The sequence below is a fragment of the Siminovitchia fordii DSM 16014 = CIP 108821 genome (genome assembly GCF_000374565.1).
Taxonomy (GTDB): domain Bacteria; phylum Bacillota; class Bacilli; order Bacillales; family Bacillaceae_C; genus Siminovitchia; species Siminovitchia fordii.
Genome location: NZ_KB894685.1, coordinates 574047 through 596626, shown reverse-complemented (window position 1 = coordinate 596626; position 22580 = coordinate 574047). Strand labels below are relative to the sequence as shown.

General features: G+C 41.3%; 23 protein-coding genes. 17 read left to right on the top strand and 6 right to left on the bottom strand.

Annotated features, from left to right (window positions below; translation table 11 throughout):
• The first annotated feature begins 114 nt into the window (after positions 1–114).
• The 5 genes from C509_RS0102990 (at position 115) to pepF (ending at position 6378) form a co-directional block, all read left to right on the top strand.
• On the top strand, positions 115–1323 hold the full coding sequence (locus C509_RS0102990) for a putative glycoside hydrolase (RefSeq protein ID WP_018705421.1): 1209 nt from the start codon (positions 115–117) through the stop codon (positions 1321–1323).
• 307 nt (positions 1324–1630) lie between these two features.
• Positions 1631–2026: a transcriptional regulator SpxA gene (gene spxA, locus C509_RS0102985; RefSeq protein ID WP_018705420.1), complete on the top strand. Its 396-nt coding sequence runs from the start codon at positions 1631–1633 to the stop codon at positions 2024–2026.
• A 475-nt stretch (positions 2027–2501) separates the two neighbouring features.
• Entirely contained in the window at positions 2502–3161 is a 660-nt protein-coding gene (gene mecA / locus C509_RS0102980; RefSeq protein ID WP_018705419.1) for an adaptor protein MecA, read from the top strand.
• Between the two features lie 101 nt (positions 3162–3262).
• Complete coding sequence (locus tag C509_RS0102975; protein ID WP_018705418.1) at positions 3263–4450, top strand: competence protein CoiA; 1188 nt, start codon at positions 3263–3265, stop codon at positions 4448–4450.
• 104 nt (positions 4451–4554) lie between these two features.
• On the top strand, positions 4555–6378 hold the full coding sequence (gene pepF, locus C509_RS0102970; protein ID WP_018705417.1) for an oligoendopeptidase F: 1824 nt from the start codon (positions 4555–4557) through the stop codon (positions 6376–6378).
• A 541-nt stretch (positions 6379–6919) separates the two neighbouring features.
• On the opposite strand, the gene C509_RS0102960 is transcribed toward pepF, so the two are convergent.
• The 4 genes from C509_RS0102960 to C509_RS0102945 form a co-directional block, all read right to left on the bottom strand.
• Positions 6920–7744: a ClpXP adapter SpxH family protein gene (locus tag C509_RS0102960; protein ID WP_018705415.1), complete on the bottom strand. Its 825-nt coding sequence runs from the start codon at positions 7742–7744 to the stop codon at positions 6920–6922.
• Positions 7744–8145, bottom strand: a complete 402-nt coding sequence (locus C509_RS0102955) for a globin domain-containing protein (RefSeq protein ID WP_018705414.1) — start codon at positions 8143–8145, stop codon at positions 7744–7746. Before C509_RS0102955 ends, C509_RS0102960 begins: the two co-directional genes overlap by 1 nt.
• Positions 8146–8442: 297 nt before the next feature.
• The gene (locus C509_RS0102950) at positions 8443–9108 is read right to left on the bottom strand and encodes a lytic transglycosylase domain-containing protein (protein WP_018705413.1); all 666 of its coding nucleotides are present in this window, start codon (positions 9106–9108) and stop codon (positions 8443–8445) included.
• A complete protein-coding gene (locus C509_RS0102945; protein WP_018705412.1) occupies positions 9105–9695 on the bottom strand; it encodes a CYTH domain-containing protein in 591 nt (196 codons plus the stop codon). The genes C509_RS0102950 and C509_RS0102945 overlap by 4 nt, the downstream gene beginning before the upstream one ends.
• Before the next feature lie 156 nt (positions 9696–9851).
• Here C509_RS0102945 and yjbM point away from each other — a divergent pair, with 156 nt between their 5' ends.
• The 3 genes from yjbM to C509_RS0102930 are packed head-to-tail and all read left to right on the top strand — an operon-like array spanning position 9852 to position 12236.
• Positions 9852–10496, top strand: a complete 645-nt coding sequence (gene yjbM, locus C509_RS0102940; protein WP_018705411.1) for a GTP diphosphokinase — start codon at positions 9852–9854, stop codon at positions 10494–10496.
• A gap of 25 nt (positions 10497–10521) precedes the next feature.
• On the top strand, positions 10522–11322 hold the full coding sequence (locus C509_RS0102935) for an NAD kinase (protein WP_026319655.1): 801 nt from the start codon (positions 10522–10524) through the stop codon (positions 11320–11322).
• A gap of 5 nt (positions 11323–11327) precedes the next feature.
• Positions 11328–12236 carry an RluA family pseudouridine synthase gene (locus C509_RS0102930; protein WP_018705409.1) on the top strand — a complete coding sequence of 303 codons (909 nt, stop codon included), beginning with the start codon at positions 11328–11330 and terminating at the stop codon, positions 12234–12236.
• A gap of 29 nt (positions 12237–12265) precedes the next feature.
• Here the strand turns inward: C509_RS0102930 and prpE are convergent, their stop codons facing one another.
• A complete protein-coding gene (gene prpE, locus C509_RS0102925) occupies positions 12266–13003 on the bottom strand; it encodes a bis(5'-nucleosyl)-tetraphosphatase PrpE (protein WP_018705408.1) in 738 nt (245 codons plus the stop codon).
• A gap of 293 nt (positions 13004–13296) precedes the next feature.
• On the opposite strand from prpE, the gene mgtE reads away from it, so the two are divergent.
• The 4 genes from mgtE (at position 13297) to C509_RS0102905 (ending at position 18515) form a co-directional block, all read left to right on the top strand.
• Complete coding sequence (gene mgtE / locus C509_RS0102920) at positions 13297–14673, top strand: magnesium transporter (protein WP_018705407.1); 1377 nt, start codon at positions 13297–13299, stop codon at positions 14671–14673.
• Positions 14674–14759: 86 nt separating this feature from the next.
• Positions 14760–16613 (top strand): monovalent cation:proton antiporter family protein, encoded by a 1854-nt coding sequence (locus tag C509_RS0102915; protein WP_018705406.1) that lies wholly within the window; start codon positions 14760–14762, stop codon positions 16611–16613.
• A gap of 100 nt (positions 16614–16713) precedes the next feature.
• A complete protein-coding gene (fabI, locus tag C509_RS0102910) occupies positions 16714–17490 on the top strand; it encodes an enoyl-ACP reductase FabI (RefSeq protein ID WP_018705405.1) in 777 nt (258 codons plus the stop codon).
• 455 nt (positions 17491–17945) lie between these two features.
• Positions 17946–18515 (top strand): CotO family spore coat protein, encoded by a 570-nt coding sequence (locus C509_RS0102905; protein WP_083934512.1) that lies wholly within the window; start codon positions 17946–17948, stop codon positions 18513–18515.
• A gap of 64 nt (positions 18516–18579) precedes the next feature.
• Here C509_RS0102905 and C509_RS0102900 read toward each other — a convergent pair whose 3' ends face one another.
• Positions 18580–19137: a CotY/CotZ family spore coat protein gene (locus C509_RS0102900; RefSeq protein ID WP_018705403.1), complete on the bottom strand. Its 558-nt coding sequence runs from the start codon at positions 19135–19137 to the stop codon at positions 18580–18582.
• 123 nt (positions 19138–19260) lie between these two features.
• Between C509_RS0102900 and C509_RS0102895 the strand changes: the two genes are divergently transcribed.
• From C509_RS0102895 to spoVAE, 5 genes are all read left to right on the top strand, one after another.
• Positions 19261–19617 (top strand): DUF1360 domain-containing protein, encoded by a 357-nt coding sequence (locus C509_RS0102895; protein WP_018705402.1) that lies wholly within the window; start codon positions 19261–19263, stop codon positions 19615–19617.
• Positions 19618–19982: 365 nt separating this feature from the next.
• Complete coding sequence (locus tag C509_RS0102890) at positions 19983–20465, top strand: YhcN/YlaJ family sporulation lipoprotein (RefSeq protein ID WP_018705401.1); 483 nt, start codon at positions 19983–19985, stop codon at positions 20463–20465.
• 11 nt (positions 20466–20476) lie between these two features.
• Positions 20477–20953: a stage V sporulation protein AC gene (spoVAC, locus tag C509_RS0102885; protein WP_018705400.1), complete on the top strand. Its 477-nt coding sequence runs from the start codon at positions 20477–20479 to the stop codon at positions 20951–20953.
• Positions 20953–21969, top strand: coding sequence for a stage V sporulation protein AD (spoVAD, locus tag C509_RS0102880; protein ID WP_018705399.1), 1017 nt, complete (start codon positions 20953–20955; stop codon positions 21967–21969). Before spoVAC ends, spoVAD begins: the two co-directional genes overlap by 1 nt.
• Positions 21970–21982: 13 nt before the next feature.
• Positions 21983–22339 (top strand): stage V sporulation protein AE, encoded by a 357-nt coding sequence (spoVAE, locus tag C509_RS0102875; protein ID WP_018705398.1) that lies wholly within the window; start codon positions 21983–21985, stop codon positions 22337–22339.
• Positions 22340–22580: the final 241 nt, after the last annotated feature.

Below are 22580 nucleotides of genomic sequence, written 5' to 3'. Positions count from 1 at the left end.
TAGAGCTAGAAGTGCAGTACAAAACAATCATTTCATTCTCAAGAAATTATTGCTAAAATAGTAATGAATTAACGGAAATATAGTTTCGCCACATAAAAAGGAGTGTAGAACATCTTGAGTTTTAGAAAGCTGATGGCTACAGCCGGAGTAATCGGTATGTTGACGCTTACAAGCCAACCGGTGATGGCGCAGGGAGCCAAACAAATTCACTCCTCCAATGCGATGAGGGAAAATGCGATAGCGATGAAGCCACTTCCTCTGGAATCCCCCCGGTTTGTATACGATTCCGGTTTAACATTTGAATATCCGGATGCTGTTCGTGGAATTTATGTAACAGGACACTCGGCAGGGGGAAGCCGTTTGGAGGAATTAATGAAACTGGTAGAGTCAACGGATTTAAACGCGATGGTCATAGATATCAAGGATGACTGGGGCAATGTTACCTTTGAAGGTGACAAAGATTCACCATTTGCGAAGATCGGAAAAAGCTACATAAAAAATCCTAGAGCCATGCTTGAAAAAATGGAAGGGAAACAGATTTATCCGATTGCTAGAATCGTAGTTTTCAAAGACTCTATTCTTCCGAAAGAAAAGCCCGAACTCTCTTTCCAAGATGGGGATAAGGTCTGGGTTAACGGCCGGGGAGAAGCATTTGTCAATCCGTTTTTAAAAGAAGTCTGGGATTATAATGTCAATATTGCCATCGAAGCAGCTAAGCTTGGGTTTAAGGAAATCCAGTTTGACTATGTAAGATTTCCGGAAGGATTTGAAAACCGGGATGAACAGCTCAAATATGGAATGGGCGAATACAAAGACATGAAAGAGGATAATGTACAAAAACGCGTTCATGCGGTTACTGATTTTGTTGCATACGCCCGCCAAAAATTAAAGCCTTATGGTGTCAAAGTTTCAGTGGATATTTTTGGTTACACCGCTACCTTGCCTGAAGCGCCGGGAATCGGGCAGAACTTCAGCAAAATATCCGAAAATGTAGATGTCATTTCATCCATGATTTACCCAAGCCACTGGACATCCTATTTTGGTATAGCCAAACCGGATTTGGAACCCTATAAACTTATCCGTGAATATGCGAAAGTCGAAAATCAAAAGCTTTCGGAATTGAAAAATCCTCCAATCTCACGGCCATGGCTGCAAGATTTCACAGCGTCATACTTAGGGAGCGGGAACTACCGCGTATATGGAAAAGCAGAAGTGGAGGCTCAAATCAAAGCCCTGTACGATTCTGGAATTGAAGAGTACCTGCTATGGAATGCGGGGAACACATACTCTCCAGGTGTAGATTACACTCCGGAAAACGAATAAAAGCAATGAAAGCAGGAATGGAAAAATAGAAACAGGTTAAATTAAATGAAGGAAAATCAAAAGAGGGAGTTTCAATCCCTCTTTTGAAGGGTAACAATATGTTAAGGAGGTACTATAACAGAATAAAAGAAGGGAGGAATACAGTATATAAAAATTCCAAAAAAATCTATTCATTAAGGAATAAATAGTGTATAATACATAATATAAAGTGTTTCATAATACCGATTTTAATCTGGCTGGTTTTATTAAAACTGATCAAAATCAACCCTTAATATATTTCAAAATAAAATGGGAGTGTGCTTAAAATATGGTTACATTATACACTTCACCAAGCTGTACATCATGCAGAAAAGCTAGAACGTGGTTAGAAGAGCAGAACATTCCATATACAGAACGCAATATCTTCTCCGAGCCATTGAGCCTTGAAGAAATCAAAGAAATATTACGGATGACTGAGGACGGCACGGACGAAATTATTTCAACACGTTCCAAAGTATTCCAAAAGCTCAATATCGATTTAGACTCTTTGCCGCTCCAACAGTTGTTTGATATCATCCAAAAGAATCCAGGGTTGCTGCGCAGACCGATCATACTTGATGAGAAACGTCTTCAAGTAGGATACAACGAAGACGAGATCAGGCGTTTTCTACCGCGTAAAGTGAGGACGTATCAGCTTCGTGAAGCACAGAAGATGGTCAATTAAACACTTAAAGTTTAACCATAAAAACCTTCATACTTTATTCAGAAGTATGGAGGTTTTTTAATAAGGTGTATTCACCCTTTTAAATATAGAGAAGATGCATAGCATCGATTGTTCATTATTCCTGCTCCGAGTGGATCGAGGTTGCAATCAAATCGCTTCTGAAGCCCGTTAATCACCTTCAGAAGCGATTTGTGTTATCCTTGTTGTTAAGGGTCCTGGGCTTTTATTACAACAGTCAAATTTTCGGAAAAATCGCTTGATTTCTTATAACTTTTTAGTTAAGATAGGCGAAACATCGATTATCTTTCGTAGGCGTTTGATGGTTTGTAAATTGGGAACCAATATTGTTTCCCTTTTACAAGCATTTATCATAAAATAAAGAGTACAAGGGGAAGACTAATTATTAATATATACCTTTGTCGGGATATATGTCCCTTCAACACCGCCACCCTACAAAAGAAGGGAGAGTTGTTTTGTGGAGATTGAGCGCATAAATGAAAATACAGTGAAATTTTATATTTCATATGTCGATATAGAAGAAAGAGGCTTTGACCGTGAAGAAATTTGGTACAGCCGAGAAAAAAGCGAGGAACTATTCTGGGAAATGATGGATGAGATCCACCATGAGGAAGAATTTGTACCAGAAGGGCCTTTATGGATCCAGGTCCAAGCATTGGACAAAGGACTGGAAGTTTTAGTGACAAAAGCACAATTGTCCAAAGATGGCCAAAGGTTTGAGCTACCTATCCCGGATGAAAAATTGAAGGACTTGCCTATAGATGAAAGGATCGAAGAATTTCTTGACCACCACCTTCAATTAAACCATTATGTCCGTTCTGATGATGACTTGCTTGAATTTATCCTCATGTTCAATGACTTTGAAGATGTACTTTCGCTCTCAAAAAGACAGGGGCTTGAAGAAATTCAAACAAAGTTGTTTGCGTATGAGAACAAATATTATTTATATGTGAAGTTTCCGGATGAAGAGTCTGATGAGGACCAGATCGAGGATGTATTGAGCATTCTATTGGAATACGGACATGAATCAGGCTTTACAATCCATCGTCTCGAAGAGTATGGCAAAAAAGTCATCGACCAAGACGTTTTTACTACATTAAACGAATACTTTGCATAAAAACCGATTTTTGTGAAAATCGGTTTTTTATTTTTGCCAATAAAGGAGAAACGGGTCCGATTGACGAATGAATAATGAAAGGGAAGAAAGGAGTGTGTTTTTTGTTAACAGCATTAAACAAAAAGGGAGAATTGTTCACGCTGCTCGGCGAGATGCGGGAACAAGTCCTACATCTGCGGGAGCATGAACAATTCTTTTGCCCGATCTGTAAAGAACCCCTCATTCTAAAAGCTGGCCATGTAAGAATTCCCCATTTTTCCCACCACCAACATTCCCAATGTATCGAAACAGCATCCGAACCGGAAAGCCCAAAGCACTTAAAAGGCAAGCTGGACCTATTTGAATGGTGTTTGTCCAATCAATTGGCTGTGTCACTTGAATATTATCTGCCTGACATCAAACAGCGTCCCGATTTGCTTATTGAAAAAGCTGGACGGCTAATTGCCATAGAATTTCAATGTACACCTATTTCTGTCCGTAGTGTGGAAAAGAGGTCACTGCAATACCTTTTATCGGGCATTACCCCTTTATGGATTGTTGGGGGGCAACCATTTCATAAAAAAAGAACAATAGATATGTTTGAACTGACTGAATATCATTGGTCATTGACAAGAAGAAAAAATAAGCATGTCATGCTTGCCGGGTATGAGCCGGAAAGTGGCAAGGCGTCTATTTTGAATGGTATTACCCCTTTTACTTCAAAAAAAGTATTTGCAAAGTTACATCAAATGCCTATTTCAAAAATAAAAATTCCCCTTTCTCTCATTACGGATAATGCTAATTTCCCAATCGTGAAATGGTCAGATGAAAAAAGGAATTGGATTCAACAGAGGGTTCGCCATGGAGACCTTGTCCGCGATAGCTTTTTAAGAGCGATTTATACAGAAGGATCCAATCCATTTCTTTTATCGCCACTCATCGGACTGCCGGTGAATTACATGGAAAGCTTCATTTCCCACCCGGTCGAGTGGCAATTTTTCATTTGGTCTGATTGTCTAAAAAAGTTAAAATTAAACAGAAAGATCTCTTTGAAGTATGTAAATTATAAACTGCGAGAAAGAATAACCAAAGGGGATATTGTTTGCAGGACGCTTCCGCTCCATGATAAAAATCAATGGGAAAAGGCTGTCCGCCATTATTTTCGATTGCTTGAACAATTGTTTTATTTTCAAAGTGCAGGGAAAGACTTATATAGATTGATTCGGTTTTTCCCCTGGGCACCCCATGTCGAGGAAACGAAATCATATGAAAAGAAAGTAATGGGTGCGTTGATAAAAAATAATGGTTAAATCAATATCCCTTTCCCGCTCTCTCGGCAGGATTTTTCACATGAAAAAGAGAATATGTAACTATGCAAAATTTGGAATAAGACAAAACGAACGGAGGATATGTTATGGCAGAGAATACGAACGTAAAAACCCTTCCAAGCCGGTCAGAGGTGAGTGAGGAATTGACATGGCGCCTGGAGGATATATTCCAAACGGATGAGGAATGGGAGAAGGAATACTCCTCCATTCAGGAAACGATTCCAGAGGGTGAACAATTTAAGGGAAGACTGGATGAAAATGCGGATATGCTGTACGAAGCATTACAATTTCAATCTAAGCTGTCCGAACGGATGGGGAAATTATATACATACGCACATATGCGCTATGATCAAGATACGGCTAATTCGCATTACCAGGGCTTTAATGCTAGAGCGGAATCACTCTATTCAAGATTTGCAAGTGTTTTTTCCTATATTGTCCCTGAAATACTTGCAATGGATGAGAGTAAATTGAATCGGTTTCTTGAAGAAAACAAGGGCTTGCAGCTTTACAGGCAGGCATTGGACGAGATCAACTTGAAACGGGGGCATGTACTGAGTTCAGAACAGGAGGCATTGCTTGCTGAGGCATCAGAGGTTTTGGGTGCATCAGGCACGACCTTTGGCATGCTGAATAACGCGGATCTTGTTTTTCCGGTAATTCAAGACGAAGACGGTAATGACGTTCAGTTGTCTCATGGCAACTATATCCGTTTTCTGGAAAGCCAAGACCGGAATGTACGCGAACAGGCATTTAAAAGTGTGTATGATACATACGGCAAGTATACCAATACTTTTGCCAGCACTTTAAGTGGAACGATTAAAAAAGATAATTTTTATGCAAAGGCAAGAAACTACGATTCTGCCAGGCAGGCGGCATTGGCGGCAAATAACATTCCTGAGAGTGTCTACGATAGTCTTGTTTCAACAATCAATAAAAACCTGCACCTGCTCCAACGGTATGTCGGGTTAAGAAAGAAAGTCCTGCAAGTTGATGAGCTTCATATGTATGACCTTTACGTTCCATTAATAAAAGAAGTGGATATGAAAATCAAATATGAGGAAGCGAAAGATATCCTGCTGGAAGGATTGAAACCACTCGGCGAGGATTATATCAATATTTTGAAAGAAGGTTTTGAAAACCGTTGGGTGGATGTCGTAGAAAATAAAGGAAAAAGAAGCGGTGCTTATTCTTCCGGAGTGTATGGGACAAACCCATACATATTGATGAACTGGCATGATAATGTGAATAATTTATTTACATTGGCGCATGAATTCGGCCACAGTGTCCACAGCTATTACACACGGAAATACCAGCCATATCCTTATGGGAACTATTCCATTTTTGTGGCAGAAGTAGCTTCCACCTGCAATGAGGCCTTGTTGGGAGATTATTTGCAAAAAACGACGGATGATAAGCAAAAGCAATTATATCTGATCAATCACTACTTGGAAGGTTTCCGCGGAACGGTATTCCGCCAAACGATGTTTGCCGAATTTGAACATCTGATTCATCAAAAGGCTCAAAATGGAGAGGCATTGACACCAGACCTATTGACGCGAGAATATTATGAACTGAATAAGAAGTATTTTGGTGAAGAAAACCTTCATATTGACAGAGAGATTGGGCTTGAATGGTCACGGATTCCACATTTTTACTACAACTACTATGTATATCAATATGCCACAGGCTTCAGTGCCGCAACAGCTTTGAGCCAGCAAATCTTGGATGAGGGAGAAGAGGCAGTCAATCGCTATATCGAGTTCCTGCAAGCAGGAAGCTCTGACTACCCCATTGAGGTATTGAAAAAGGCAGGGGTTGATATGACCTCCTCAGAGCCGATTGAAGCAGCCTGCAAGGTTTTTGAAGAGAAGCTGAATGAAATGGAACAGCTTTTAAATGAGATGTAAAAGGAGAGGGCCGGACTTCCGGCTCTCATTTTTTATGATTGTTAGTAAATCAGTGGAAAAAATAAAGCGGAAACCGGTCATAGCAAAAGCATAGTGATGCCATGAGAAAGCCCGTTCAGGAAAAATCAGGTCTCCCGCACGAAACGTGGGCTGTGCTTTAAAGTTTTCTTCGTTGGTCTACTCAATGTCCTGAGAGGGGTGTACACTCCTGAAATTTGCAAAATACGACCTAGATGAGGGGGACCAGATAAAACTCCTGATTTTCCTAATGAAACCCTTTGAACTTATTCCTGCCATTCATGAAGGAGAAGAAAATAAATATGGAGAGGAATAGCAGCGGCGAAGTAATGTAAATAGGTATTAACTGCATAAGTCCCAACATATTAAGATAAAAACTGATGATGAAAAAAAGGATCATCAACCCGATCAGAATTTTTCTCAAACCAGTGATCCCTCCGTTTCATTTTTCCCTGCTTAGATTTTTATGCAGTAGAAACGATTTTATGATCAAAAAAAGAAAGGCACTCATGTGCCTTTCAACTTAACTTAACTTCAAACATTTCCAATATGAGCCGTTTGTTGAATTTATCTTTTCGACCTTTTGTTGCAGTTGTAGTTTTTTCATTTTTCTTTCCATTTGTTGATATGGCATATCGTAAATGACGGAAAGATCATGTGTAGTGATGATTGATTGACTTGATAAATATTTTTCCAGAGGAGGAATGTTTTCAGGCTGTACATAACCCCCCAGCATTTCCTTTAAAATTTGGACATAAATGGAATAAGAATAAAGGCCGGTTATTTTTAATCCTTCATCTTCAATATGTTCGTTGAAAAATACCATGGCAGGCATTTCAGCCACATTCATTTCAGATGAAATCCTTATATCACATTGAAATGCCCTTGCGGCGCTGGATGAATAAATATCCCGAATAAATTCTTTGCAGTCCAACCCTACACTTTGTGCGCACTTTTCCAATGTATTGATATCTGTAATATTCGCCTGCTCGGCAAAAATCAGTTCCTGCAGCCTCCTCAAAAAGCGGAACCCGGCCCTTTTTCCCTGAAGTTCTGCAGCTTTTATGCTGATTGCTGCTAAATGAGGAACGACTGTCCCCTGTTCCATCATATTTTGATTGCCGATTGTTCTTTCCCTTTTGCTTTTACTCCCATTGTTCAAAACAGTTAAGTTTCCACATAGTACTTGTTTAAGTGTGAAGTAATCGCCATACTGAAGCTGAAGCTTTTTGATGATCGGATTCAGGAGCCAGCACTCTTCGCAAAAAGGATCTATGAATACATATATTTCAATCGGTTTATTTCGAACGTTTTTGAGCTCAAGCAAGTTTTGGGTTTTCCAATCCATCACGGTACTTCACCCTGTACTTCATCCAGTGTATTGACCATATGATTGGCTGTAATGGCGAGCCTTGAATAAAAAAATTCCCGAAAAGAGGGCTCAAGCTCCACTTCATCCATTGCCTCACTCATGCAGCCCAGCCATGCTTTTGCTCTGACAGGAGTGATTTCATGGGGCAAGTGCCGTGCCCGCATCATGGGATGTCCATGCTCTTGTGAATACAAAGGGGGTCCCCCTAGGAATTGAGTCAAAAATTGCTTCTGCTTTCTTGCGACTTCTGTCAAGTCTTCAGGAAATATGGGAATCAGGTCGGGATGTTTTCCAACCCGACGATAAAAAGCATCCACAAGATCAGAGAGTTTTTCTTCTCCAATTGCGTCATACGGCATCTTTGGCTTTTCAACCATATGAATCGCTCCTTTTTAAAAAATAGTAAAATATCATGGATAAGGACAGTGCCTTACTTCGGCGCATAGCCTCTCCGGTCATAGGCGGTTCATTGTTCGCGAAATCGCCTTCTCATGAAGAAGGTGGAGAGCCGTCGCTTTTCTTAAATAGTATGTACATTGTATCAACGGCTTAAAAATAACACAAATAAATAGCTTTTTGGGGAGAAAAGGGGATTGACACACAAAAAAAACCCTGTTATATATAACAAGGTTCAAAGGAGTTATAGAAATTGTATAAAATCAACTATATTTCTATTAGCCGAAGTAGGTATCTGTTACTTTTCGGACATAATTTTGGGTTTCTTTAAACGGTGGGATGCCTCCGTATTTATCTACATTTCCTGGGCCTGCATTATAAGCTGCGAGTGCCAGCTTCACGTTCCCCTTATATTTATCAAGCATATTTCGTAAATATTTGGCGCCAGCCATGACATTTTGCTCCGGATCCAGGATATCGGTTACCCCAAGCCCGCGGGCGGTGGCAGGCATCAGCTGCATTAATCCTGAGGCCCCAGCGTTGCTAACGGCGCGGGCATTGAAATTGGATTCATGGCGAATGATCGCTTTGATTAATTTGGATGGTAGCTTATATGCATCAGCAGCACGTTGTACAATCTGTTCGATGGAAGAACCGGGATTCAATTCAGTGGAAGATGCTGTTCCATGAATGGTTTGGGCATCTCTTTTTTCTGCTATAGGATGCTGAATATAATATTGGTTGCTTCGAAAAACTTGTCCAAGTGTATTCAATTCGTTTTCGAACTGTCCAATTGAAGTATCAGGATTCTGTGATTGAACAAATTCCTGCAGAAGGCTGGCAAATGATGAAGATATAGGCATACCGGAATTTTGCTGTTGTCCCGAAAAGCTTTGAAGTGATTGCCATTCGAGCAATGCCTTGATCTGTCCAAGTGAAGTCAATGTGATCCCTCCTTTTTGGCATCGAAGAATCTTTTAATTTTATTATCGGCATGATTCCGTGGAATGTTGAGTTCATTTAACAGTTTGTAAAAATCATTTTTACTACGCAAAAGATCCTTTTCATCCACTTCATATTCTATTTCGAAATCTTCCTGTTCAAAATACGAGCTGTGATCAAGCATTATTTGACCCTTTATATAAGAAACCTGCGCCCTTCGAGTTTGTAACATCCCTTTATATTCCAGAGACTCTGGATAGATATTCATGAGTATGAGTTCATCCCGGACTTCTCCGAGAGGTAATATGTTTTCCCACAGCATAGCATTTGCTTCTTCATCCGAAATAAACTGATTGATTTCAAGGACACCATTCTTTGCAATTTTCTTTAGGGTGAGTTCGCAACGTCCTTCCTTTTCTCTGATTCTAAGTGCAGCCTTTTTCTGCCCGAGGGTTAGACCGTGCGTATCAAAGTAATGGTTTTTTTGAATGATAAAATCATTTTCGTCTATTTGAAAATATTGCTGCAGCTTGGTAAAGTTCTCTTTGTTCACCATGTTTTTGAATTCAATTTCAATATTTCTTCCCACATCTGTTCGTCCTTTCCAAAGCTATGTCTTATTATCGCTTTTTTAAACAATTACTTCAATGTATGAATGATAACTTTATGCTAAAATGAGTTCGTATATATCTTATGGAAAATAAGAACCATTTTTGCAGCAGAAGTCACAGAGGTGAGAAATATCTTGAATCATTGGGATCAATTTTTAGCGCCATATAAACAAGCAGTGGAAGAATTAAAGGTCAAATTGAAAGGTATGAGGGGGCAATTTGCTGAAGAGCATGTCCACTCTCCGATAGAATTTGTAACAGGACGTGTAAAACCGGTTGCAAGCATTTTAGTCAAGGCGAATTTGAAAAACATTCCGCTTGATAAACTGGAGACTGAAATCCAGGATATTGCAGGACTCAGAATGATGTGCCAGTTTGTTGATGACATTCAGACAGTCGTACAGCTTCTTAGAAAAAGAAACGATTTTCGGATCGTGGAAGAGAGGAACTACATTTCTCATAAAAAACCAAGCGGCTACCGCTCTTACCATGTAGTCATCGAGTATCCGGTGCAGACAATCCATGGAGAAAAGCGAATCCTTGCTGAAATCCAAATCCGTACTCTTGCTATGAATTTTTGGGCTACAATCGAGCATTCACTCAATTATAAATACCAGGGGCAAATCCCTGAAGAAATTAAAAAAAGACTACAGTCTGCCGCTGAAGCAGCATTCAGGCTTGATGAACAAATGTCACAAATCAAGGACGAAATACAAGAAGCACAAGTCTATTTCACAAAAAACAAGGAAGCTTACGAACTTCCTGATGGGAAACAATGACCGTTTATGGGAAAGGATGGGCGTGATGAGGTTTTCAGTACTATCAAAAGGCGACTCAACATCTAATGCTTTGATGCAAAGAATCATTACTTATTTACAAGATTTTGAACTAATTTATGATGAGGCGGAACCCGATATCGTCATCTCTGTCGGTGGGGACGGTACACTTCTTTATGCATTTCACCGATACAGCTCGAGGTTGGACAAAGTTGCTTTTGTTGGAGTTCACACCGGACACCTTGGATTTTATGCTGACTGGCTTCCGGATGAGATCGAGAAGCTTGTGATCGCCATTGCAAAAACACCTTATCAGGTCGTAGAATACCCGCTTTTGGAAGTGATCATCCGTTACCGGCATGGTGGGAAAGAAACGAAATACCTTGGGTTGAACGAGTCGACCGTCAAAAGCACTGTCGGAACTCTTGTCATGGATGTGGAAATACGCGGCGAGCACTTTGAACGTTTCCGTGGAGATGGTCTCTGTGTATCGACGCCATCCGGAAGTACGGCCTATAATAAGGCGCTGGGAGGAGCTATCATCCATCCTGCCATCCACGCGATTCAACTGGCTGAAATGGCATCCATCAACAACAGGGTATTTAGGACAGTCGGTTCCCCGCTTATTCTGCCTGCCCATCATACCCTTATGCTCAAACCGGTATATGTCCATGATTTTAATGTCACGATCGACCACCTTAATGTAATGCACCGTGATGTAAAATCAATTCAATTTCGAGTTGCTGATGAAAAGGTGCGATTTGCAAGGTTCAGGCCGTTTCCTTTTTGGAAAAGAGTGCATGATTCGTTCATATCGGGTGAAGGTTAAGAAAAATGTCAAACTTTTCACTTGAATGGATCATTTCAAAAGAACACTCAGGTAAGGACATTAAAACTTTTTTATCCGAAGAGCATATATCGAGGAGGGCCTTAACGGATATTAAATTTTCCGGCGGATCCATCAGCGTCAACGGGAAAGAGCAGAATGTCCGATACTTTCTGGATGTCGGAGACAGGCTGGAAATTGTATTCCCGCCCGAAACGGTCAATCCTCACCTTCGACAAGATCATGTACCATTGGATATCGTTTTTGAGGACCGGGATCTATTGGTCATTAACAAACCTCCTCATATGAGCACTATCCCTTCTAGGGAACATCCCTCGGGGAGCGTTGCAAATGCTCTGGCTTATTACTATGAACAGCAGGGATCGGTGCAGGCTGCGGTTCATATTGTAACAAGGCTTGACAGAAACACATCAGGGCTGCTGTTGGCTGCAAAACACCGCCATGCCCACCATTTATTAGGCCTTCAGCAGAGAGAGGCGAAAATTAATAGGGCATATGAAGCCATTGCTTTGGGAATCTTTGATAATAAGCAGGGCGTCATTGATGCGCCCATTGGCAGAAAGCAGACAAGCATTATTGAAAGGGAAGTAAGAGAGGACGGAAAAAGGGCTGTTACGTTATATGAAGTGAAGAAACAGATGAAAGAGGCGGCTTTTCTCAAAGTTAAATTGCAAACAGGCAGGACTCACCAAATTAGGGTACATCTATCTTATCTGGGGCATCCCTTGTTTGGTGATGAACTGTATGGCGGACCGATGAATGGCATTAAGCGGCAGGCCCTGCATTGCAGCGAGCTGTCCTTTCTCCATCCGCTTACAAAAAAAGAGATGGCCTTTAACATACCGTTGCCGCACGATATGCAGTTTATGTTGGAGGAACTGGAAAACAAGTGCTGAAGAAAAAACAGCTGGTAAAAATACTGTACCTATGAAAAATAAGCGAATTTTTCCGGTATATACGGCATAGAGGAAGGAACGGATATTGTTTCCTTTTCGGGATATCGGAATGCTGTGAGTTTGCCTCCGAATACACAGCCTGTGTCGATATTTATTGTCCTTCCGACAGTGCGGGGCTCGTTTACAGGGGTATGTCCATAAACGATAAAAGGTTTGCCGTGGTACTTTTTTGCCCAGTCCCGCCTAACAGGCCTTCCATCAGGGAAGAATTCTCCGGTAATGTCTCCGTAAAGCACAAATGTCTTCACACTTTTATTGACTTTTCCAATGTAATCTTCTTTAATTCCGGCATGGGCGATGATAAGCTTTCCGTCATCGAGTGTTTGATAGAGCGGAGAGCCTTCATACAGTTCTATGAACATTCTTTTGTAATGGTTCTCCTCTTTGGATGACAGACTTTTCAACTCAGCGGCAGTCGTCTCAAGCCCATGGGTGACTTGGACATTTCTGCCAAGAAAATATCGATAAAGCTTGTTGCAGTGGTTTCCGGGCACATAATAAGCACCGTGATGTTTCCAAAGGGTCCAGACGGTTTTGATGACTGTCAAAGATTGCGGACCTCTGTCAGTGAGATCACCGACAAAGCCGAGAACCCTTCCTTCCTTGTGAATAGGAACACCATTCTGCCAAGAATAGCCGAGCTCTCGTGAGAGGTTTTTAAATTCAGAAAAACAGCCGTGAATATCCCCTATAATATCAATTTTCAATACAATCACCTGCCTTTTTTTTGAATGGGGAGATACAAGTCTTCGGAAGGACCATCTTAGCTCTAACCTTGCAAAGCTCAAAACATGCTTGATTGACCGCTTGGGAATTGTCTTCTCAAGGATTGCCGGCTAGCAATGCTCTTACATTACACCGGAACTTTTTTGTTGCAGGCTCTTTGATATTATTGTATTAATCGATTCCGTTTCATGCAAACTTCGTTTTAAAAAATAACGACAAGCTGGTTTAGATTTGTTAGGATAGGAAAGACAGGCGGAGAGGAGGCGCGAAAATAATGTCTGATATGAATCAGGAAGAACAAGAGCAATTGGATGAAGAGCTGCTGTTGGAAACACTTCATAATGAAAACATGATGGGTTTCCGTGAAGAATTTTTACATTTGCATCCGTATGACCAGGCAAAATTTTTTATAAAAATTGACGATGACATACGGTTGAAGATCTATCTATATTTATCACCTAAGGAAGTATCGGACTTTTTTGAGGTTTTGGATATTGAAGACAGTGAATATAAAGATATATTGGCGGAAATGGAGCCGCAATATGCTGCAGACATGTTGTCACATATGTTTACAGATAATGCGGTTGACGTCTTGAATAAGCTGGATAAGCTCCAGGCGGCAAGCTATTTGACCATCATGAACAAAGAGAGTGCGCAGGAGATCAAGGACCTTCTCCACTATGAAGAGTCGACTGCCGGAAGTATCATGACAACGGAATACATCGCCATTTCGGCCAATCAGACAGTCAGATCCGCCATGCATATTCTGAAAAATGAAGCCCCTACCGCGGAGACGATTTATTATGTGTTTGTGATCGATGATGACAGGCGCCTTGTGGGAGTCATTTCACTTCGTGACCTTATAATCAGCAATGATGATACGATGATATCCGAAATCATGTCTTCACGGGTTGTTTCAATCACCGTGGATGCGGATCAAGAAGAGGCTGCGAACCAAATGCGTGACTATGACCTGCTGGCTTTGCCTGTTGTCGATTTTCAAAATCATTTATTGGGTATCATAACTGTTGACGACATTATCGATGTCATTGATGAAGAAGCCTCGGATGACTACTCAAAGCTTGCAGCTGTAATGGATGTCGACACTCCTGACAAAAATCCTTTTTCAGCAGCTAAAAAACGTCTGCCTTGGCTGATTATATTGCTTTTTTTGGGAATGTTTACGGCCAGTTTGATCGGAAGGTTTGAAAACACCTTAAATCAAGTATCTATTTTGGCAGTGTTCATACCGTTAATAGCGGGAATGGCTGGAAATACCGGCACACAGGCGCTTGCAGTGGCTGTAAGAGGGATTGCTACAGGTGAGCTGGAGGAAGAAAACAGATGGAAAATGGTTGTAAGAGAAGGAGGAACTGGTCTTATTACCGGCTCCATTTGTGGGTTGCTTGTCGTCATCGTTGTTTATTTGTGGAAAGGTGAATTGTTTTTGGGCTTCCTCGTAGGGATTTCCATTCTGGCATCTCTTTTCGTAGCTACCTTAGCTGGAACGCTTGTGCCAATTATCATGCACAAGCTTAAAATCGACCCTGCCGTTGCCTCAGGACCTTTTATCACCACGATGAATGATCTGACATCCATTTTAATCTATTTTGGTCTTGCAACATTATTCATGGGCTATCTTGTTCATTAGCTTAGGAAAATTAAAATCTCAGTTATATAAAAACAAATTCATTAACTTATTATTTCATAAACAATCAACAACGGAGGAAGAAGCATATGGAATCTGAATCATCATTACTTTCACTGGTTATAGTATTGCTGGTCGCATTTTTTACACCGCTTCTTCTCCACCGTTTTCGTCTATTCTTTATGCCGGTTGTTGTAGCGGAAATAATAATGGGTCTGATTATCGGCAAGAGCGGACTCAATGTTATCCATCACGATATGTGGTTAGATACGCTATCAACGCTCGGTTTTATTTTTTTAATGTTTTTGAGCGGAGTGGAAATCGATTTTTCGGCTTTTAGCAGTAAGCAAAAGAAGGCGACTCTTCCAAATGGCACATTGGAGCCTAACAGATTAGTTGTATCCATTTTGATCTTTGCAGGCATTTTTGTTTTATCGCTATTGCTTTCATATCTTTTCGTTCTTGCTGGTTTTATTGAGAATATGATGCTGATGACATTAATCATATCGACTATTTCCCTGGGGGTAGTTGTCCCGACATTAAAGGAAGCGGACCTCATGAAGACGGGTATCGGCCAGATTATCTTGCTTGTTGCGGTAATTGCCGATCTCGTTACGATGATTCTCCTGTCCGTTTTTGTTTCTCTTTCAGGTGACGGAGGCGGACAAATGTGGCTGTTGCTTGTTTTGTTCGCAACAGGCGTTATTTTTTACTTTATCGGTGTCCGTTTTAAAAGTAGAAATTTTGTAGCACGACTGTCAACGGGGACGGTACAGATCGGGACCCGCGCAATTTTTACACTGATCATTGTGCTTGTCGCCTTATCCGAGTCAGTGGGAGCGGAAAATATATTGGGCGCTTTTATAGCAGGGACACTTGTGTCGCTCCTCAACCCGGATCAGAGTATGATCAGGCAGCTTGATTCGTTCGGATATGGATTTTTAATCCCTATATTTTTCGTCATGGTGGGAGTAGACCTCGATTTATGGTCGCTCTTAAGCAATAAAAATATGTTATTGTTGATCCCGCTTCTGATCCTGGCTCTGTTTATATCCAAGTTCTTCCCAGTACTTATTCTAAAACGCTGGTATGACAAAAATACCGTGCTCGCATCAGCATTCCTATTGACTTCGACATTGTCGCTGGTTATAGCAGCAGCTAAAATCGCGGAGCGGATTAACGTAATTTCGGCGCAGATGAGCGGTACGTTAATATTGGTGGCTGTCATTTCCTGTATTTTAACCCCTATTATGTTCAAAAAGTTGTTCCCAAAAGAAAACGTAGGGGAACAGAAAATCAAAATTGTTTTAGTAGGAGCCAACCAAATGTCACTTGCTGTCTCCAAGGAACTAAGCCAATCGCAGTATGATACATTCCTCATTCATAAGAAATTTGAAAAAGCCGGTTCCCACACAGCAGACTCAGCATTTGAAATACTGGAGGTTACTGGGTATGACGAAGCGGTGTTGGAAAAAGAGGGAGCATTTGATGCAGATATCCTTTTTATCTCAACTGGAGATGAAGAGCTCAATTCAACATTGGCCGTTGCTGCCAAAGAGCGTGACGTTGAACGGGTGATTGCCAGAATCGAAAGCCCCGATCTTGCAAAGGCACTGACGGAGCAAGATATTGAAGTGTTTTCCACGTTGCTCGCTACAACAGCCTTAATGAAAGCATTGATCGAGTCGCCCAACATTGCGAACATCATGACGAGTGAGGAGACGGCATTACATGAAATCCGGATGTTGAATCCTGATTACAATCAGATGACGCTCCGGGAATTTCCATTTACAGGAGACGTCATTATCGTGAGGATTTTCAGGGGGAAAGATTCCATCGTTCCCCACGGAGATACAGAACTGTTGATAAATGACCGGTTGATCGTTACAGGATCGTTGGAATATGTCGAGGAATTGACAAGGGAACTGCAATACAAGAAATAATATTAGGGAGAATCTTGTTTACAAACCAAAAAGCACTCGTGTATGATTAGTACTAGGTGCTAATAACATGTAATAAAAGATTATAAAGGGAGGAATTGGCATGCTTTCTTTAGATGGAAAATCCTTTGTGGTTATGGGGGTTGCAAATAAACGGAGTATCGCATGGGGAATCGCCAGATCCTTACATAAAGCGGGAGCCAAACTGATTTTTACATATGCAGGTGAACGGCTGGAGAAGAATGTCCGTGAATTGGCAGATACGCTTGAAGGGGAATCATTGGTTCTTCCTTGCGATGTGACAAAAGATGAAGATATCGAGGCGTGTTTCAGCCAAATCAAGGAACAGGCAGGACCCATACACGGGATTGCCCACTGTATTGCATTTGCCAACAAAGAGGAACTTGACGGGGATTACTTGAACGTAACCAGGGATGGTTTCCTTCTTGCTCACAACATCAGTTCTTATTCATTGACTGCTGTTGCCAAATCAGTGCAGAAGCTAAATGTTATGCCGGAAGGTGGAAGCATTGTAACAATGACCTACCTTGGCGGTGAGCGCGTAGTAACGAACTACAATGTTATGGGTGTGGCCAAAGCTTCCCTTGATGCAAGCGTCATGTATCTGGCAAGCGATCTCGGTAAGCAAGGCATAAGGGTGAATTCAATTTCTGCCGGTCCAATCCGTACACTTTCAGCTAAAGGGATCAGCGACTTTAACAGCATTTTAAAAGAAATTGAAGAAAAAGCCCCGCTTCGCAGAACAACAACTCCGGAAGAAGTCGGAGATACTGCAGTATTCCTATTCAGTGATCTTTCACGCGGTATTACTGGTGAAAACATCCATGTCGATTCTGGTTACCATATAATGGGTAATTAAAATGGTTGGATGTATAGCATTATTGCCCAAGGATGCTTAATGACCAAGCAGGCGGCCAATCAATAATATTCCAATTGGTATGGTGCTGAAACAGGCATTGCCAGCTGTAAATATTTTTATACTACAAGATATATTAAAAAACTGCCGTTCAATATTTACGGCAGTTTTTTGTGATTTTAATAAGAAATAAACGATCAGATTGCGAATTACGATCTTATATTGTGATGATACAAAGAGATTCAATGTATAAGACAGACGATCTAATGACATCGACTCGATGCATAAGACAATTCTGCATAGAGATTTACACTCTTCTTTTACGGGAATCGACTTCATTGTTTTGCTGCTGGCATTTCCTATAAATTGATGAATTGAACTTCCGCTATTGTTCTATTCCTAATAAACATCAAAGAGGGATATGCATACATATAATAAGAAAGTTTCAGTGATGGAGGGTGACCGATTTGAAGGAAAAAGATAAACCGAAGTCCCAAAAGCCCTTATTATATATTTCGCAACCCAGTTTAAAGGAGCCCAGCCACAAGATGCAAACCCAATACAGATCAAGTACAGACCAAACCGGTGCTTCGACCAGCAGAATTGAAGATACAGTTGACTTTGGCAGGAACAAAACGAAAAAAAATAATATCAAATACTTTGAGGAAGAGGAGTTCATTTTTGAAGAGGAAAAAGTAGAGGAAAAGGAAGAGATAAAGCAGGTCAAAGAAGAAAATGAACCTGTTTCAGCTGCAGATTATTTTAGGTATCATGATCATAGCAGCCACAGACCTTCGAAAGGAGGGCTTAACCCTGTAAAATCTTTCATCTCCATGACAATAGGGGAGAAGCTTCATCATTTATCATCAAAGCCCCAATTTTATTCCTGCACTTTTTCAACACGGAATAGCAGTGTCACAGGAAAGCTTCATGCAGCTGAAAAGGAAAATATAGTGGTTAAGGCAGATTCCGGAGAACTCGTTAAGATTGAAAAACAAGATTTGACTGGCATCCGGATCAACGCTTAATGATTTTAAGTATTTTCCCGAAAATTGAAAGACGGAAATGGTAGGTCCATTTCCGTCTTCTGAATTAATCGCAAAGCTCCAGGTCGACATCTGCAATACATTGGACTGCGCAGAAGCAGTGGAGATCAACCGTTACACAGCTATTACTCCGGCCCCAGTCTCTTACTTCGCAAAGCTCGGCAAAGTTAACTTTTCCGTGTGTGTCCATGATATCAACAACTGTCTTCCCATCTTTTCTCAAAGGAACAAGTACTCTCAGGGTAGCACAGCAATTATCAAAGATTTCTTCCACCCTGAAAAAGACTGATACACATTTGCCTTGATGTCCTCTGAACAGAGCCTTAAACAATTCACCGTTTTTATGAGTTAAAGTGAATACGCGAGTGTCCGCATCTCTGCGTCCACGTACGCCCAAATCCCCAAGCGGTTCAACAAAGCAGTTGGATGTGCATGCTTCGCATTCTTCTTCTGCCTGATCCTGGATATCTTTAATTGCCCTGACTACTTGACAAACACAATCTAGGGTACAGCCGCCGCTGCATCCACCACTGCCTCCGCCCCCGTGATGATGAGATGTCGGCTCTGTATGATCGAAGGGCGATTCCATTTCTTCGAAGCTCATCTTTAATTTCCTCCTTATTATTGTATATGGTCATTGACACTAATAACATATTAATCCATGGGTAAATGAGTAACGGACAGACGCCTGTTTTACATAAAATAGGCAATTAAGGGGGTGGAATCAATGGATATTTCGTGGCTGGAATACATCATTTTCAGCATGGCTGTTTTTCGTCTCACGAGACTTTTGGTCTATGATCAAATAACGGAGTGGATTAGAAGTCCATTTATGGATGAATATGAGGAAAAAAACGATGAAGGGAAAACAGAAGTCTATTTGCTGCCAAAAGAAGAAGGCCTTCGGGGATGGATGGGTGCCCTTCTCAGCTGTTTCTGGTGCACAGGCATATGGGTGTCAATAGGATTATTCTTGATGCGTTATTACATTCCTGTACTATATAAGCCCGTGGTCATTGTTCTGGCTGTCGCGGGACTTGCAGCTTTAGTGGAAACGTGGATTCAGTCAAAAAACATAGAGTGATCTGGGATTTTAGGAAAACGATAAACCTGGGATAAACATAAAATAAACAAGGTGCATAGATGCATCCAATACCAAAGCGGGAAGTGAGACTTTTGAAAAAAAATGGAAGTAAGAAAAGGCCGGTCACTCCTGTTCATAAAAAGAGAAAAGGCTGCGGATGCGGCGGGCCCACTAAGAAGACGAAAATGTACTAGCGAAGAGCTTTTTCGCTGATTGGCATGCATAAATAAACAGGGAAATTCTTAACGGGAATTTCCCTGTTTATTTTTTAAAATATCTGTTAGTAACATGAGCAGACATTTCCGTTCATAATTTACATGAAATGGTGAAAAATATAGTTACCATTCTGAAAAGCGGAGGTTGACATGCTAAGGAAATCATCAAAGATTATTATTTCAGCCGTCATTTTTTTGACTCTTTCCGCATGCTCCTATGATGACGGCAAGGAACACAATAAGAGTGATTCAGCCTTGCTGAAAACGACGAGTCCACCTCCTATTGAATTGAAACAAAGGGATGAGGATAAGTCAATTGCCTACCAGGTAAGAAAAGAAGTGTCAAAAATTGATGAAATTTATGATGTAGCAGTTGTAGAAGGTGATAAGAATATCATTGTGGCTTATAAAGTGAAGCATCTTCAAAGGTTTAGAATGAAAAAGATTGAAAAAGAACTTACCAAAAAACTGAACAAAGAATATCCCGACGAGAAATTTATAGTTTCCAGCGATTATAAAATCTTCTTGGAGTCAGTGAGGTTAAAAGAGGATTTGGACGACGACAATATGTCCAATGACGAAGCTGGAAAACGGTTTAAAAAAATCATTCGATTAAAAGAAGAAATGACTTAGGAGAGAAAAAGATGTCCAGCAAAAATAAGGCAAAGACACCTGAACAGATCCAATATGAACAACTTCAGAAAAAACATGAAACCCAAAGGCCCATTTTAAAAAACTGTATTCGGGCTTTTTGGGTAGGCGGTACGATTTGCGTTATCGGACAGGCGGTCACTTACTTTTATATTTATTTTTTCGATTTTACCGAGCAGACAGCAGGAAACCCTACTGTTGCTACAATGGTTTTCTTTGCCATGCTTCTGACAGGATTCGGTGTATATGACCGGCTTGGCCAATTTGCTGGGGCAGGAAGTGCAGTACCGGTGACCGGTTTTGGTAATGCTGTCATATCGTCCGCGATCGAACACAGAAGTGAAGGCTTTGTTACGGGAGTAGGAGGAAATATATTTAAACTGGCAGGATCCGTCATCATATTTGGGGTGTTTTCTGCGTTTCTTGTTGCACTCATCAAAACGATATTAATAAAGTGGGGAGGGTTATAATGCTTGTTGGCAATCAGACGTGGGTATTTGACCGTAAGCCGGCCATATTATCAACAGGTACGGTAGGCGGTCCTTTTGAGAAGGAAGGACGTCTCACAAATGACTTTGATAAATTTCACACGGATTTATGGATGGGGAAAGATTCTTATGAAAAGGCGCAAACTGTTTTGCTTGAGGATGCTGTTGATATTGCCTTAAGAAAAAAAGCATTAAAAGGGGAGGATGTTCAGTTTTTTTTGGCTGGTGATTTAATCAATCAAATTACTCCGACCAGTTTTGCAGCGCGAACGAACCAAATTCCTCACCTTGGAATATTTAGTGCATGTGCCACTTCAACGGAGGGTCTAGGGCTCGCAGCTTTGATCGTTAATAATGGCGGGGCCGACTATATCCTTTCCGGAGCTTCGAGTCATAATGCTTCGGCAGAGCGCCAATTCCGCTACCCTACGGAATACGGGGGACAGAAGCCGCCGACTGCTCAATGGACGGTAACAGGAGCAGGGGTTGCTCTTGTCGGATCGGGAACATTGGTCAATTCTCCGCATCCAAGGATTACTTCGGCCACTATCGGAAAAGTGATTGACATGGGGTTGACTGATCCCTTTAATATGGGGGGGGCGATGGCGCCGGCAGCCGTTGACACAATCCAAAGGCATTTTTTCGATCTTGGTATTGACCCATCCCATTACGACCTGATTGTAACCGGAGACCTCGCCGATATAGGCAGGAGGGCAGCTTTAGATCTTTTTAAACAAAAAGGGGTATCTGTTGAAGCGGAACAGTTTCAGGATTGCGGTCTTCTCATATATAAAAAAGAGCAGGAGGTATTTGCGGGAGCAAGTGGTCCTGCCTGCTCAGCGATTGTCATGTATGGACATTTGCTTAATGAGATGAAGGAAGGAAAGTATAAACGAATATTATTTGTAGCTACTGGTGCTCTTTTGTCACCGCTTTCTTTCCAGCAGAAAGAATCCATTCCATGCATCGCTCATGCAGTCGCCATCGAATACATTTAACAGGAGGGATTTCATGCTTGCCATGTTTTTTTGGGCATTTGTTATTGGCGGGGTTATTTGCGTGATTGGACAGCTCATGTTTGATGTTGCCAAATTGACGCCTGCCCACACCTTGAGTGCAATGGTTGTTGCTGGTGCAATATTAGCTGGTTTTGGTCTGTATGATCCCCTTATTGATTTTGCAGGGGCTGGAGCGACCATACCGATTACAAGTTTTGGGAACTCGTTAGTCCATGGAGCGATGATGGAGGCCGACAAGCACGGACTTGTAGGTGTCATTACAGGAATGTTCGAAGTTACCTCTTCAGGCATCTCAGCCGCCATTGTTTTCGGGTTCCTAGGAGCTTTAATATTCAAGCCAAAAGGCTAAGAGTCAAAGCGCAATGATCTTGTTTAATACGTACAGTAAAGGTGATATTCGATTGTCAGCAGGTCCTGTACTGGGAAATTGTCTGACGGCAGTCTAGCAGCGACGTCCTGTTGCATCGTTCCTATCCGTCCAAGCCTACCAACCACTTTCCTGATAAAGGATATTGGTGGAATCCTACATTTTTGGCCATCTATACCTCACCAAAAATAGCCTTCTTCATAATATATAAAAGATGAAAAGG